This is a genomic window from Paenibacillus sp. DRB1-1 (assembly GCF_052119485.1).
GTDB classification, from domain to species: domain Bacteria; phylum Bacillota; class Bacilli; order Paenibacillales; family Paenibacillaceae; genus Paenibacillus; species Paenibacillus polymyxa_B.
This window is the reverse complement of record NZ_JBODQH010000001.1, coordinates 2,836,226-2,851,724: the sequence shown is the minus strand read 5'-3', so window position 1 is coordinate 2,851,724 and position 15,499 is coordinate 2,836,226. Positions and strand designations below refer to the sequence as shown.

General features: G+C 47.4%; 12 protein-coding genes. 4 read left to right on the top strand and 8 right to left on the bottom strand.

From position 1 onward, the window contains the following. Positions 1-294: 294 nt before the first annotated feature. Positions 295-2,850 (top strand): LamG-like jellyroll fold domain-containing protein, encoded by a 2,556-nt coding sequence (locus tag ACQW03_RS12610; RefSeq protein WP_441949954.1) that lies wholly within the window; start codon positions 295-297, stop codon positions 2,848-2,850. A 104-nt stretch (positions 2,851-2,954) separates the two neighbouring features. On the opposite strand, the gene ACQW03_RS12605 is transcribed toward ACQW03_RS12610, so the two are convergent. Next, entirely contained in the window at positions 2,955-4,136 is a 1,182-nt protein-coding gene (locus ACQW03_RS12605) for an NAD(P)/FAD-dependent oxidoreductase (protein WP_025721951.1), read from the bottom strand. Between the two features lie 27 nt (positions 4,137-4,163). Next, entirely contained in the window at positions 4,164-4,595 is a 432-nt protein-coding gene (locus ACQW03_RS12600) for a DUF1641 domain-containing protein (protein WP_013312528.1), read from the bottom strand. Positions 4,596-5,096: 501 nt separating this feature from the next. Between ACQW03_RS12600 and ACQW03_RS12595 the strand changes: the two genes are divergently transcribed. Beyond that, the gene (locus ACQW03_RS12595) at positions 5,097-5,492 is read left to right on the top strand and encodes a rhodanese-like domain-containing protein (RefSeq protein ID WP_076292758.1); all 396 of its coding nucleotides are present in this window, start codon (positions 5,097-5,099) and stop codon (positions 5,490-5,492) included. 24 nt (positions 5,493-5,516) lie between these two features. Here ACQW03_RS12595 and ACQW03_RS12590 read toward each other — a convergent pair whose 3' ends face one another. Continuing rightward, positions 5,517-6,344, bottom strand: a complete 828-nt coding sequence (locus ACQW03_RS12590) for an HNH endonuclease (protein WP_076292759.1) — start codon at positions 6,342-6,344, stop codon at positions 5,517-5,519. A gap of 264 nt (positions 6,345-6,608) precedes the next feature. On the opposite strand from ACQW03_RS12590, the gene ACQW03_RS12585 reads away from it, so the two are divergent. After that, entirely contained in the window at positions 6,609-8,102 is a 1,494-nt protein-coding gene (locus ACQW03_RS12585; protein WP_441949951.1) for an alpha-amylase, read from the top strand. A gap of 63 nt (positions 8,103-8,165) precedes the next feature. On the opposite strand, the gene gpmA is transcribed toward ACQW03_RS12585, so the two are convergent. From gpmA to ACQW03_RS12560, 5 genes are all read right to left on the bottom strand, one after another. Then, the gene (gene gpmA / locus ACQW03_RS12580; RefSeq protein WP_025721385.1) at positions 8,166-8,915 is read right to left on the bottom strand and encodes a 2,3-diphosphoglycerate-dependent phosphoglycerate mutase; all 750 of its coding nucleotides are present in this window, start codon (positions 8,913-8,915) and stop codon (positions 8,166-8,168) included. A gap of 134 nt (positions 8,916-9,049) precedes the next feature. Then, positions 9,050-9,790 (bottom strand): Bax inhibitor-1/YccA family protein, encoded by a 741-nt coding sequence (locus tag ACQW03_RS12575; RefSeq protein WP_076292761.1) that lies wholly within the window; start codon positions 9,788-9,790, stop codon positions 9,050-9,052. Between the two features lie 147 nt (positions 9,791-9,937). Continuing rightward, complete coding sequence (locus tag ACQW03_RS12570) at positions 9,938-10,225, bottom strand: hypothetical protein (RefSeq protein ID WP_071643805.1); 288 nt, start codon at positions 10,223-10,225, stop codon at positions 9,938-9,940. A 242-nt stretch (positions 10,226-10,467) separates the two neighbouring features. Further along, on the bottom strand, positions 10,468-12,762 hold the full coding sequence (locus ACQW03_RS12565; protein WP_441949948.1) for a glycoside hydrolase family 2 protein: 2,295 nt from the start codon (positions 12,760-12,762) through the stop codon (positions 10,468-10,470). A 200-nt stretch (positions 12,763-12,962) separates the two neighbouring features. Further along, complete coding sequence (locus ACQW03_RS12560) at positions 12,963-14,027, bottom strand: LacI family DNA-binding transcriptional regulator (RefSeq protein WP_071643810.1); 1,065 nt, start codon at positions 14,025-14,027, stop codon at positions 12,963-12,965. A 177-nt stretch (positions 14,028-14,204) separates the two neighbouring features. On the opposite strand from ACQW03_RS12560, the gene pepT reads away from it, so the two are divergent. Then, a complete protein-coding gene (gene pepT, locus ACQW03_RS12555) occupies positions 14,205-15,440 on the top strand; it encodes a peptidase T (RefSeq protein ID WP_071643812.1) in 1,236 nt (411 codons plus the stop codon). The last annotated feature ends 59 nt before the right edge of the window (positions 15,441-15,499 follow it).

Below are 15,499 nucleotides of genomic sequence, written 5' to 3'. Positions count from 1 at the left end.
CTCCTAGTTATTTTTCGAAACTAGCATACCTCCACAAATATATAACGTCAACCATAATTTATAAATTTTACCTAAAAAGAGAGCATAGTATTTTACAAATCATAGTGTATAGAAGGATCAACTACGTATAAAAAGAAAGTGTGGAGCAGTGGCGTCAAGGTCGCTTAGATGCTAAAACCTTCCTTGCATCTATATAATTCATAAATACATTAATAATATTTATAAATATAAAGGTATTTAGCGATGAAAATAGAATATATCACTGTATTCCAATTTAGAAAGGGGCAAATGTGTATGATGAGAAGTTTTGTTAAACGTAAAGTCAGGAAAAGTATTGCAATAACACTAACATTATTATTAGCAATCGCAAGCGCACCATTAGGTGCAATAGACGCGGCGGCAACGGTGCCAGACCAGAACAATAAGCAGGATGCGCCAACCTTCTCTAATGTATCGGTTCATGACCCTTCCATTGTCAAAGACGGTGACACTTATTATGTATTTGGGTCACATATCTCAGCGGCGAAGTCAAAAGATCTTACAAACTGGACTTCTTTTGGAAACGGTTACACTACGCCTGGGAACACACTTTACGGGGATTTATCGAAGAATCTGGCCGGATCTTTCGCTTGGGCGGGTGAGAATGATGCGGACAGTAAGGGAGGATTCTCGGTATGGGCGCCCGATGTATTTTGGAATGAGCATTATGTCAATAAGGATGGGACAAAAGGGGCATATATGATTTATTATAGTGCATCTTCCACCTACATTCGTTCCGCGATCGGCATTGCAGTTGCACCCAAAATCGAGGGTCCATATCAATATGTGGATACCATTATCCACACTGGTTTTACGAAGGAGACTGCATTCGATAAAGATAGCAAAGTGGATAAAAAGTGGACAAATACGCCGATTCAACAACTCATTAAGGAAGGCAAGCTTGAGGGTCCCAGACCGGGATGGTTTAATACCGATGGTTCTTATGCGAATCGGATGTTCCCAAATGCAATCGATGCAAGCGTTTTTTACGATGCAAACGGGCGCTTGTGGATGACGTATGGTTCATGGTCCGGGGGAATATTTTTACTGGAGCTGGATAAGGCAACTGGCAAACCCATGTACCCAGGTAAAGATGGAACTACAGAAGACGGTCGGCTCATTGATCGTTATTTTGGCACCAAGATCGCAGGTGGATACGGTGAGTCAGGGGAAGGTCCGTATATTGAATACAACCAGGAGACGGGTTATTACTATTTGTATGTAACCTACGGTGGCCTTGCAGCGGACGGAGGGTATAACATGAGGTTATTCCGTTCCAAGAGTCCGACAGGACCTTATAAGGATGCCAAAGGGCAGAATGCTGTTTTGCCGGCAAACACCAAAAATATAACTTATGGCAACAAGTTGATAGGTAATTTCTTGTTCGATAGTAAAATAGGCGACCCCGGTACAGGCACTGGCTACGGCTATGTTTCCCCTGGACACAATTCTGTATACACCGATCCTGCTACTGGACAAATGTTTGTCGTCTTTCATACCCGATTCCCTCATCAGGGGGAGACACATGAGCTGCGTGTACACCAAATGTTCATGAATCAGGAGGACTGGCCTGTCGTAGCTCCTTATCGTTACGGTGGCGAGACGCTTACAAAGCTGGATGAGAAACAATTCATTGGCGATTATCAATATATTAATCATGGCAATGATTCTTCAGCTACGATCAAGAATACACAATTTATTCAGCTTAGAGCAGATCATACCATCGAAGGCGATGTGCAAGGAACTTGGCGCAAGTCAGGGGATGCGAATATCCAATTAACACTGAATGGTGCTGTATTGGATGGGGTGTTCTTAAGACAATGGGATCAGGTTACGAATCAATACATCCTGGCGTTTACAGTTTTATCGAATAAAGGTGAGATGGCTTGGGGCAGTAAGCTCCCTGATATGACCGATACAACAGTAGTGGACAGTGTGTATCGTGAATTAGATCTTGGCGATACAAGTCGGGTGACGGCTAGCCTGAATCTTCCGAAGGAAGGCAGTCGGCAATCCCGGATTACCTGGAAAACTTCAGATCAAAGCGTCATTACGGATACAGGTGAAATCAAGCGTCCAGGAATTGGAGAAAAGGCTGCATCTGCCACTTTGACAGCTACCATTACCAAAGGAGAACGTAGTCGGGACAAAATTTTCAACATCACGGTATCCCCTTATGAGAAGGCAACATTGACTGCGTCATACACATTTGAACATAATCTGGAGGATCAGCAAGATGCTTTTGCTAATGGCGAAGTTATCGGTGACCGAATCGATCGCCAGGGCGGAAGTGTGTCCTACGCTGAAGGCGTAAGAGGCCAAGCTGTAGTCCTTGATGGAAAGTCAGGCATTGCTCTGCCTGAAGGAATCATATCCAGCTCAGCATATTCCGTGTCACTGTGGGTAAAACCAAGCGAATTGACTCTGCATACACCAACTTTTTTTGGAGCTATGGATAGTAATCACTGGATTAGCCTTTTACCCAGAGGACCCGAGAAGGATAACACAATGGTCTGGTCTGGCAGCTCACCTTGGTATACTGGCAGTACCGGCCTAAAGATCAATACAAATGAATGGACCCATCTCGCCTTCACTGTAGATCGTGGGGTGTTAGCTGTGTATGTGAATGGCAAGCTTCAATTTACGGGCTCAGGATTCCCAGATGTCTTTACCTCCAAATCTGGAACATTCAGCTTAGGTGTCAACTGGTGGGACCCTGCGTTCAAAGGATCTATTGATGAGCTGAATATATTTGAAGGTGCGCTCCCTCCTGCACAGGTGGCAGAGTTAGCGAAGATTAAAGTGAATTAAGACTAATGAATCGTGAGTATCGCTAGTACCGAAAAGAAAAGCTACAAAAAAGAGAGCGCTGAATAGCGCTCTCTTCCAATGAACCATATAAAATGTAAGAAATATTAATAGGCCAATGCAAAAAGTCCTTTGATGTGGGACAAGTAACGGATGTTACTGCCTTCCTTCATCAAAGTGGCTACAGCGCCTTTCAGTTGGGTGCCATTCGCACCTACAGTACCGATCGCGTCTGTTCTGCCCAAGCTGCCCAGTGTACCGGAGAATACTGGTGTAAAGCGTTCCATTTTCGCTCCGTTGAAATAAGCGAAGATGTTGTAACCAACTAATTCGCCCATTTGCCAAGCCAACTGTGCAGTTGGAGGGTATGGACGCTCGCCTTCACCCGGGAACACCACTGCGCTGTCGCCAGCGAGGAAGATGTCTTCGTGAGAAGTCGATTGCAGTGCACCATTCACAGTTGCGCGACCACGGTTTACTTCGATGCCAGATGCGCCAACCAGTGCATTACCTTGTACGCCGCCTGTCCAGATCAGTGTGTTCGTTTTGATCGAACGTCCGTCTTTCAAGAGAACTTCGTCAGCTTTCATTTCTGTAATCGGTACACCCGCTACGATTTGAACGCCACGTTTTTCAAGGCTTGTTACTGCACGATCAACCAGTGGTTGAGGGAAGCCTGCCAAAATAGATGGTCCAGCTTCTACGCAATACAAGTTGATATCTTCGTAGTTAATACCTTTTTCTCGACAAATTGCAGGCAATTTGTCAGCATATTCGCCCACCAGCTCAACGCCAGTCAGACCGCCACCACCAATAACGATTGTAGCGTCAGCTTGGTTACCGGATTGCTTGTAAGCATCCAGACGAGCTTCCACATGTGCGCGAATCCGATTGGCTTCTGCCACTGATTTCAGCGTGAAGCTATGCTCTTGCAGTCCTGGAATACCGAAGTAAGCCGTTTCGCTGCCCAGGGAAATAACGAGAGCGTCATAGCTCAACGTAGCGCCACTGGCCAAGGTTACTTTTTTATCGTCAGGCTTGATTTCGGAAACAGTATCCACTTTCAGGATAATTTCTTTGTTACGCAGCAGTTTTTCCAAAGGAAGCGCAACAGCTTTTTCAGCAATTGTACCTGCCGCCAAACGGTGCAGTTCCGTAATAATTTGGTGCGACGCAAAGCGGTTAACCACTGTAATGGTTGCTTGGCTAGCGTCCATATGCTGGCGTGCTGTAAGAGCGGCCAGCAATCCGCCGTATCCGCCGCCCAAGATCAAAATTTGCTTCGACATGTCCATCCTCCGTTCTTGATCAGGTAATTATTTGCTTTCGCGTTGGCGCTCATTCAGAATATCCAGGAAGGCCTGGCTGAAACGCAGCGTTTTTTGTACATTCGGATCTTTAAGCATTTTGAGCAGGCCAAACAGACCTACACTGCCGTCCGTAGTTTGTACACGGTCATTTGCTTCAATTGCAGCAGAAGCCAATCCTTTAGCCGAATCTGTAACAGGCTTCACAAACTCTCCCATGGAGCTTTTCATATCTCCGATAAAGACAGGGTCAGTCGCCAGACTGCGAGCTACATCATAAGCGTCGGTCATCAAAGTAACCATCTCAGTCAACTTGGGCAGATTTTCTACCAGCACGGTCAGCGATTGCTGAACCTCTGGTTTCATCAATTGGTCCAATACATCCCGAGACTCTTTGGTAGCTTCTTGTGTTACTGCCACCTCTTGTTGGTTTTCAGACATGCGTGAACGTCCTCCTTTACTGTGAAAATAGAAGTCCATTCCTTTCTCGTAACCTGTATCCATAAACTCTAGCAATAAAACGTTCATTGAATTCGCGCCCCTAAACATGCAAGAAGCACAGCTAAAACCGGCCTATACCCTAAAGGGCAAGACTGATTTATCGCAGATGCCAATTGTATATTGCTCAGACGGTATTCTGTTGTTACTGCTGCGGAATATCCCACGAAGCGCTCCTTCGTGACTACAACAGGCCGAAACGGAACCCTATACCTCTATATTACACCTTTCACAACACAATCGTCGAAGAAATTTTAAATTTGCACAAATTTCTGCAAAATTTTTATTGTTATTTTAGATAAAAATTAGAATAAGCTCGATTTTTGTCCAAGTTTCCCTTAAAAAAAGGGTCAATTTATGCTAGAGGAGGGTAATAGAGAAAGTGCGTTTCAGTTCAACAATATGAAAATAACACAAAATATATTCATACGGAGGTTTTACACGATGGCTAAAACATTTGGAGATATGGTTCAAGAAGCAAGACAGCACGTTCAGGGCATTGATTCACAGGAGGCACGTCAGCGAATGGAGGCAAATCCTGATACATTCGTTATCGATGTACAGGACTCCCATGATGCAGGCGCTTGCGGTCTGATTCGCGGAAGCGCCAATATTTCATTGGGCATGCTGCCCATCCGCGCTGACTTGGAGGTTCCACAGGATTTGCGTGACGAACGTCTACGTGACCGCAATCGCCCGATTATCACCACTTGTGGGGCAGGAGGACAAGCTGCATTGGCAGCTTATACACTCCAGCAGATGGGCTTTACCAATGTAGCTTTTATCGAAGGTGGAACAACAGCCTGGAAAGAATCCGGCTTTGAAGTAAAACTGTACTAAGGGACCTACGCTCCAAGAATCGCCCTACGTATGTAGGGTGTCTTCAGAAGCATCCGGATTATCAAGTGACTCGAAATCATCAGGAGACGGCTGCGGCACACCAGACTCAATGAACTCATCTACATCGCGGGCAGCCTTAACCTGATTGCATTCATTGCAAGCACATACACAATTGACTGGCGTCGTGTGCCCCCCTTTTGCCCGAGGCAGTAAATGATCGATCGTGTCACCGTAGTCTCCGCAAAAAAAGCAAGTATAGCGGTCACGCTTAAGCACATATTGACGAAATTCCTTGTTACTATACAGTCTGCGCACGGTGTATGGATTAACAATCACCGCCATACGCTCTCTGACCAAGGTCATGGCTAGATCAAGCTCAATCTCTTGATGCCAGCGTCTCCCCTGGTCGGTTTTGCCTCTTAGCCGAATCATGCCATTGCGATTGAGCCGCAACGCCCGGGTATCCGCAGGCTTCAGCCTGCTAAGCAGATGCCGAACCCGTTGCCGGTGGCGCTCACGCGCTTTATCCGTGACCGGCTTCCTGCGGGGGCGTTGTGCCTCCATAGGTAGTGACGCCTCCAGGTTGTGCGCAGCCGTATTTGCATCAAGGCTATGCTGCGTCACGGGAGCAGCCGAGGGGTTCGTTTCCTCGCCGGAAGGAGCGGACGTAGCCGCACGTTCTTGTGGGGCCAACCCCCGACAGGAACGGCAAGGACCACGCCGGGAATAAGGACCAGCCCGGCGACCCGTTCTGCGCTGAAAGTCCGTTAAAGGTTTCATTTCCTGACAATACGTACATTTTTTAATCAGCGGTTTGCTCGCTTTATCCTTGTTCTGCTGCGGTTCTGTCACGTCCACCCCTCCTTTCCTCTGTTGCTCGTGCTTTACGGTTTTCACCAAAACCCGAACTATTGTTAAGTTAGATTCATTTTACCGTTTTCACGTTCCCTTTTCTAGCTACCCGAGTCGTTGTGAACACTTAGGTATAACAAATTTTAATGATTTAGCATACGTTATACAGCGATCCTTGTTCTTCATTCAGCATCATATTGACCGTCTGACGTTTAGCCCCCCTCACTTGGTGGGTAACTTGTTATATATGAAGGAGGGACGCACATGAAAAGGAACCATACGATGATGCAATTTTTCGAGTGGAATGTCGAAGCTGACGGTTCTCACTGGAAGAAGCTTACCCGCCTGGCACCGGAACTGAAGGCCAAAGGAATTGACGCGATATGGATTCCACCTGTCACCAAAGGCCAATCGCCCGAGGATACGGGATACGGCGTCTATGACCTTTACGATCTGGGCGAATTCGACCAAAAAGGTGCGGTGCGCACCAAATACGGAACCAGGGAAGACCTGCTGGAGGCTGTTGCCGCCTGCGTTCGCCACGGTGTGGCCGTCTATGTCGATCTGGTCATGAACCATAAGGCTGGCGCGGATGAAACCGAAGTGTTCAAGGTCGTCGAGGTCAATCCGGATAATCGCAATGAGGTCATTTCCGAGCCCTTTGATATCGAGGGCTGGACTAAATTTACGTTCCCCGGCCGTCAAGGTCAGTATTCCACATTTCAATGGAACTTTGAACATTTTAACGGAACCGATTACGATGCAAGCCAGGACCGGACAGGAATCTATCGTATTTTAGGTAAAAATAAAAGCTGGAGCGAAAATGTAGATGATGAATTCGGCAATTATGATTATTTAATGTTCGCCAATATTGATTATAATCATCAGGATGTGCGCAAAGAGATGATCCGCTGGGGCAAATGGCTGGTAGATACTCTGCAATGCAACGGATTCCGTCTGGATGCAATCAAGCATATTAATCATGAATTTGTACGAGAATTTGCTACAGAAATGATTAAAAAACGCGGACAGGATTTTTATATGGTAGGCGAGTTTTGGAAACCGGATCTGGAATCGTGTCAAAAGTTCCTGGATACCATTGATTATAAAATCGACCTATTTGACGTATCCCTCCACTACAAACTACATAGCGCTTCCTTGGGTGGCAAGGATTTCGATTTAAGCACCATTTTCGAGGATACGCTGGTTCATACCCATCCCCTGAACTCGGTTACTTTTGTCGATAATCATGATTCCCAGCCGCATGAAGCGCTTGAATCCTGGGTGGAGGACTGGTTCAAGCCTAGCGCCTATGCACTGATCTTGCTGCGCAAAGACGGTTATCCCTGCGTATTCTATGGCGATTACTACGGTATCCAGGGACAAACGCCCGTCAAAGGCAAGCAGGCTGAGCTAGACCCGCTTCTATATGCCCGGTACCATAAAGCTTATGGTGAGCAAAAAGATTATTTCGATGATCCCCATACGATTGGATGGGTACGTCAAGGCGTGCCTGAGCTGGAAGGCTCCGGATGTGCTGTGGTGATCACCAACGCAAATGACGGGGAAAAGCGCATGTTCGTAGGCAAACAACATGCAGCGGAAGAATGGATAGATTTGACTGGGCGTCACGATCATACCGTAAAGATTGAGCAGGATGGCTACGGCATATTTCCCGTTCGTGCCGGCAGTGTATCGGTGTGGGCACTTCCCGCAGATGAAGACAGCCAAGAAACAGAAGAAGAAGTGAACGCTTAATCATACCCAACACAAAGAGGACAGGATGCGAGGAAGCGCCCTGTCCTCTTTGTGTATGGAAAGTCACTCCGTTACCTTGCTTTGGTTGGCCACAGCCTGCTTCTTAGCCTCTACATGACTCGGATCACCGAGATAAAAGCGCCGGATGGGATCTATATGCTCATCCAGCTCGTACACCAGTGGAATGCCTGTCGGAATATTCAAATCCAGCAATGCGGTTTCGTCCAGATTCTCCATATACTTGATTAAGGCCCGCAAAGTGTTACCATGTGCAGAAATGATAACTCGATCCTTTTTGAGAATCAAAGGTACAATCCGCTGCTTCCAAAACTCACCTACCCGATGCACCGTGTCCTCCAAACTTTCCCCAAGCGGCAGCTCTTCTGGCTTAATATTGCGATAACGCTCTTCCCGATGCGGACTCCGCTCGTCCTTCTCATCCAGCATGGGTGGCCGCACTGTTAGGCTACGCCGCCAGATATGAACCTGCTCCTCTCCGTATTGCACGGCGGAATCCAGCTTGCTAAGCCCTTGAAGGGCACCGTAATGGCGTTCATTCAGCTTCCATGACTTCTGCACAGGTATCCACAGATGATCCAGCTCATCCAAAATGTGATACAGCGTGCGGATAGATCGTTTTAGCACAGAGGCAAATGCCAAATCAAACGTATATCCAGCCTCCTTGAGAATACGTCCCGCCTCAATGGCCTCATGAGTCCCTTGTTCAGTCAGGTCCACGTCCGTCCAGCCCGTAAACAGGTTTTGTCGGTTATACACGCTTTCTCCATGCCTAACCAGCACCACTTGATACATACACTCACTCCTCTCCTGTCTGTCTTTATGTTTTACCCAACTTCTATGTATTTAACGTAAAATGCAATTTTTAAACCGTCTATTTAATACAAAAAAGGACGGCATTCAGCCATCCTTTTCTTCTCACTCTGCACTTAGTCCCTCTTACTGAACTTAGCCAACAGATCCAAAATCCGTACATACAGCCATACTAGAGTCACCAGCAATGCAAAAGCACCATACCATTCCATATATTTGGGTGCACCTTGATCTGCTTGCTCTTCAATAAAATTGAAATCAACCAGTAGATTCAAAGCCGCAATGATCACGATAAATAAACTAATACCAATACCCAGCCAACCCGTTTCATGGATATACGGAACATTCATACCGAAAAGATTCAAAATAAAATCAACTAGCGTCACCAGAAAAATCGCCATCGTACACAGGACAACGAATGAGATAAAGCCGCGTGTCACCTTGATGATTCGCTGTGTGTACATAAAGAGCATCAAGAACAAAATACCCACGGTCAGCAAAATGGCATTGGCTACAATTCCAGGGTACTCATACTCCATAAAAGCTGAAATGCCACCCAAAGCAAAACCACTCAGAATCGCATATACAGGAGAGAGTAATGGAGCCGTTTTTGGAAAAAAGGATATCGCAAGTGCTACGCCTGCCATACCAATAAAGCCTGCCGTCAGCAAGGATAGCACCTCTACGGTTCCTTCGTAGGTCATGTACCAGGTAATACTTCCAGAGACGATGAGCAGAACCAGCAGAAGTAACGTTTTGTTCACCGTTCCTCCGATGGTCATGCGTTGTTCGCTAACTTCTCTTTCATCTTCGCGCAAAAAGATGTCATCACGTAAAACCGGATTGCTAAAGCTCATACAGGGTACTCCTTTTCGATGTTGTTGTTTGCTATGCTATATGTATATATCGGCACAATATGAAAAAAGTTTCAGAAAATTTCAAACAAAAAAACTCTAACCTTGCCATACGGCAAAGCTAGAGTTAGAGGGTCAGGCCGTTACAGGTTAAAAATCAGCAGTAGCAATTTGGATGGTGCCCGTCACAGCTCCAGCTGGAGTAGCTTGGAGAGCAGCAACCAGCAACAAAGCCACTTCTAACGTCAGACTGTTGGCTGCCGGGATAACATACGTAATCACGGGAGCATTGACACGGGTAACAACCAGATCCACCGGATTGGCACCCGTATTATTCACGGTAATTGTTGCATTATTACCGCCTTTCAAATTTTCAAAATAGGACTTACCCACACCAGCAGCAAGATTGTAAATTTGCGAAGGTAAAAGGATCGCCATAGAATTCACCTCCCTTGCGTTTGATAGTGTATTCTATGCTTCCAATCTATGAGTGTAACGTTAAGTGACTCAGTAATAAGACACAATTTAAAAGACTCATAGATTAGCATACCCTAAACTATGCCAAAAAGGAGTTGCCCTCTCAGATCCCTTTCAGAATCTGCGGACAACTCCTTTTTAAATAATGGAAGTCTCAAACGGTATACAAGCGGTTAGTAGGATTGTATGTTGCCTTTGCTTCCTTATTGCACGTGAATGCTCAATTCCTGTGGGTCGAAACGGGAAGGCGCAGAAACCTTCACACGAATTTGTCCAGCCTCCCCCTTCGTACGAATCCAGAATGCAATGCGCCCACCAATTAGGGATAAGCTTGAAGGACCGATCAATTCACCCACTCCCTCGACCTCTACCGAAACAGGATCTGCATAGAACGGCAGGGCATTGCCGTATTCGTCCAGCGCATCCACTACTACTCGGGTTACGTCCCAATCGCCAGCTTCCAGCACCATATCATCTGCAGCTACCCGTAGCTCTGTCGGCACCGGATTACGCGAATAGTATTTGCGGATCACTTCTTGCCCATCTACGTACCCAATGAATACAGCGTCTTCCCACTTCATGCCCCAGTGGCCTGTCAGCTCGTCGATCACGACAGGGGGGTGAGGAAGCGCCGGGTACTTCTCTCGGTTCGGATGATAAACACCTTTGCGCTCATGACCGTAGATGAACTCCACCTCATCGCAATTGGTGAACACCACCAGCGGCACGATGCCCCCGATATTCCGCTCGCCACGCGACCAGTAAGTGACCGGCTCCATAACGATTTCCTGTTCGACGTTCTTCTGGCTCCGGTACACACTCGCTGCAAATTTAGGGAGGCGGAACATATCCATGACACCGTGGTAGCAGATTTTATCACCGGAACCAAAATCAGCATGCGTGTTATAGTCAAAAGCACACCAACCAATCGCCCCGGCAATGCCCTCATCGGCATAGGAAGCATTTTGGACCCGCGTATGGCGCAGTGCATGCTCCATTACCCGTTCCTCCTGGTCAAAACGCTTGGTCGGGTACATATGCCCGTTATATTCCGTTACCAGATAAGGGACCGGATGATCCAGCTTTGTAACGAGAGACGGCTGGCGCAAGCCTGTCGTTTCGCCGTCTACGCCTTCTGTATCGTCATACGTATCAAAATTGCGGATTTCCTTAGCCAAATATTTTTTGTGCCCACCATCATGAACAAAATCATTTATCGTATATACATCTTCCAGTAGCTCACTGCCTACAATATAACGCACACCGCCCGTAGCACGGGTCGGATCTAGTTTTCGTGCTAGCTCATTGGTACGCGTGTACAGATCATGGTCATCCTGCGACTCATTAATTCGTACCCCCCAGATTACAATGGAAGGATGATTACGATCACGGATAATCATGTCCTCTACGTCCCTCACCGCTTGCTCCTTCCACGCTTCACCGCCAATGTGCTGCCAACCCGGGATCTCTTCGAAAACGAGCAATCCGATCTCATCACAACGGTCTAGAAAATGACGGGACTGAGGGTAGTGGGATGTCCGTACCATATTCAGCCCCAGCTCCTCCTTGAGCACATCTGCATCACGACGCTGCGCTCTTTTAGGCATAGCATAGCCAACGTACGGATAGGACTGGTGACGGTTCAAGCCAAGCAGCTTGATCTTCCGCCCGTTCAAGTAAAAACCGTCCGGCTGAAATTCGGCCTCGCGGAAGCCAAAGCGCACGGTCACCTGATCCAACTCTTCTTCGCCTCGTAGCAGCGTCAGCTTTGCTTCATACAGCTTGGGATCATCTATATCCCAAAGCTGCAGGCCGCCCAGCTCTTTCAGCTCCAGCGTTACTTCCGCCGCCGTCATCGCTGCCAGCTCGGTCTCCGCCTTCACACTCGCTCCGTCCACCAGTTGCAGCGCGACCGTCAAGTCGTCCTGCTGATCGCCGATGCCCTCCAGCTCCACGACCACGCGCACCGTCTTGCTTGCCGCAAGCGGCTCCGGTGTCTGAATGAATACCGTTCCCAGGTGTACAGGCTCTACTATTCGCAGCTGCACTTCGCGGTAAATACCGCCGTAGGTCAGATAGTCAATGACTGCCCCAAAGGGAGGGATGTCGTCCCGTTCCGTGGAATCGACAATGACCGTGAGCACATTGGGGCCGCCATACTCGGCAAGTTCGGTCAATTCAACGCTGAACGGTGTATATCCACCTTTATGCTCCCCCGCTTTTACCCCGTTTAGATATACCTGGGCATAGGTCATGACTCCTTCAAAATCAACATACACTCGCTTACCTTTCGCATCTGCCGGAATGTTCAGCTCTCTTTTATACGTAGAAATAAACTGAAATGCCTTGTCGTCAAAATAATTATACGGAAGCTCTACATTGGTGTGCGGCAGCTGAATTGGCTCATACCGACTTGTATCAATGCCTGCGCTTACTTCGCTCTCGACATATTCAGGAAGGTAAAACCATTGGTCATTCAACGGCAAAATGGTACGCATGGGCAGTCACCTCAACCTTTTGTTTTTCACTCTTATACCATAGTAAAATATTTGAGTAAAAATGACGAGTAAAACTTGGTAAAATAAATATATGTTCAATGTAAGCATTTACAAGACAATTGTCAATCCATTTTTGTATCTTTTTATATCAAAAAAACAGCCCCGGTAAGCCGGGGCTGTCCAAATCAATAACGTCGATTTTATTGGGTATCAGTATGTAGCGGCGCACTGCTGTTGCGAATCATTAGCTCGGTCGGAATGATGACCTTGCGCCCCACCTCGTTTGCACCGTTGCGTACCGTATGCAGCAAGAGCTGGACGCCCGTTTCTCCCATCAGTTCGGTGTGCGTTTTGACCGTTGACAGAGATGGGGTCAAATATTCCGCTGTCGGAATATCATTGAAGCCAACAATTGAGATACGTTCAGGCACCGCAAGGTGATGCTGCTCCAGCGCCTTCAGCGCCCCAATAGCTACCGAATCGCTCGCGACAAAGAAGGCAGTAGGCAGGTTTTCTGTTCCCGCCAGAATAGCCGCTTCCATCGCACGGAAGCCATCTGCCGCCGTTCCACCGCACACATGAATATCATCCGACGTGCACAGCCCGTGCTGTTCCTGATACCGCAAAAACGTCTCATAGCGGGCATCTAGCTCGACTCGTTCGGAATCATGGGACTGCTCATCCTTGCCCATACCTACATATCCGATGTGACAATGGCCCGCGCCCATCAAATAATCCAGTGCATCAGCCGCAGCGTGAGCAAGGTCAATGACCACATAGTCTGCCCCTGTACGCTCTACCGGATGATCCAGAAAGACGCAAGGAATGGGCAGTTCCAGCATACGTTCTACTTCTTCGTTGCTAAAATGCCCCAGCACGATCAGCCCATGTAGCCCTTCGGATGACGCCTTCAGCGCAGTCAGGTCCTCTCTTCTGAAAATACGCTCCAGCTGCGCCCCGCTTTGGCGGCACTCTTTTTCCACGCCAAACCGGATAGACAGATAATAAGGGTCTTCCAGTTCCTCGTACGCGCTAAACCAGTGCACCATACCCAACCGGATGGGTCCCTCTGCCTTCTTGCGGGGCTGACGACCAATACCGCCATTTTTACGTTTAACAGTCGTATATTTCATGCGCTCGGCAACCTCAAAAATTTTACGCCGCGTTTCCTCAGATACAGACAGTGTTTCATCATAATTCAGCACTCGGGAGACCGTGGATATCGAAACCTCTGCCTCCTGGGCGATATCTTTTAACGTAGGCATTGCAGACTCCTTTAATGGTTTTACTCTATTTTTACTTTTATTTTACTATCATCTTACTCGTCTCCCCTGTGTAACACAACCCGTCATTCCTAAAGGGTCAACCATTTTTTTCATATTATAAGCTAATCATGATAAAATACGTACCATAATAGAAATGACACCAAGGAGGATACACACATGAAACAGGAATTGATTGACCGCCTGACTACATATGTTCAGGTAGATACCCAATCTGATGAAAGCAGCCACACTTGCCCCACTACACCCGGACAGCTCACATTAGGCAACCTCTTGGTGGGTGAATTGAAAGCCATCGGTATGACAGACGTGACCATTGATGATCATGGTTATGTGATGGCGACCCTTCCCTCCAATACGGATAAAGAGGTTCCCGTCATTGGTTTTCTCGCTCACCTCGATACAGCTACCGAGCTGACTGGCGCAGGGGTAAAGCCGCAATTGACGGAAAACTATGATGGGGGCGATATCACGCTGAATGCTTCGCTTGGTGTGGTTCTTTCTCCACGTGAGTTTCCCGAACTGACTCAATATAAAGGCCACACCCTGATCACAACAGATGGTACCACCCTGCTCGGTGCAGACAACAAAGCCGGGATCGCAGAAATCATGACAGCTATCCACTATCTGATTGACCATCCAGAAATTCAACATGGCAAAATTCGCGTCGCTTTTACACCGGACGAAGAGATTGGAAGAGGACCGGAACGCTTTGATGTAGCCGCTTTTGGCGCTGAATATGCCTATACGGTAGACGGCGGACCGCTCGGAGAACTGGAGTATGAGAGCTTTAACGCCGCAGCCGCCCATATTACCATTCACGGTGTGAACGTGCATCCCGGTACGGCTAAAAACAAAATGATCCACGCTGCTAAAATCGCTATGGAGCTACACAGTCGGTTACCTGCAAACGAAGCCCCGGAGTATACAGACGGATATGATGGCTTCTATCATCTCTTGGAGTCTACAGGCACGGCAGAACAAGCTAAGCTATACTATATTATCCGTGATTTTGACCGCGAGAGCTTTGAAAAACGGAAAGCTTATTTAACAAATGTAGTCAAAGAGCTGCAGGCCGCTTATGGAGAAAACCGTATTGCGCTGGAGCTGAGAGATCAGTATTACAACATGAAAGAGAAAATAGAGCCTGTTAAGCATATCGTCGATGTCGCTTATGAAGCAATGACAAAGCTGAATATCGAACCCATTATCAAGCCGATTCGTGGCGGTACAGACGGTTCACAGCTATCCTACATGGGACTGCCTACACCGAATATTTTTACAGGTGGGGAGAACTACCACGGTAAGTTTGAATATGTGTCGGTGGACAACATGGTACTTGCTACTAAGGTTATTGTGGAAATCGCACAACTGTTCGAGCAACGCGGCAAGTGAACTACCTATACACAGCACTGACACGTTAAGATTAAATAGAAGGCATATCGTTCCGTAAT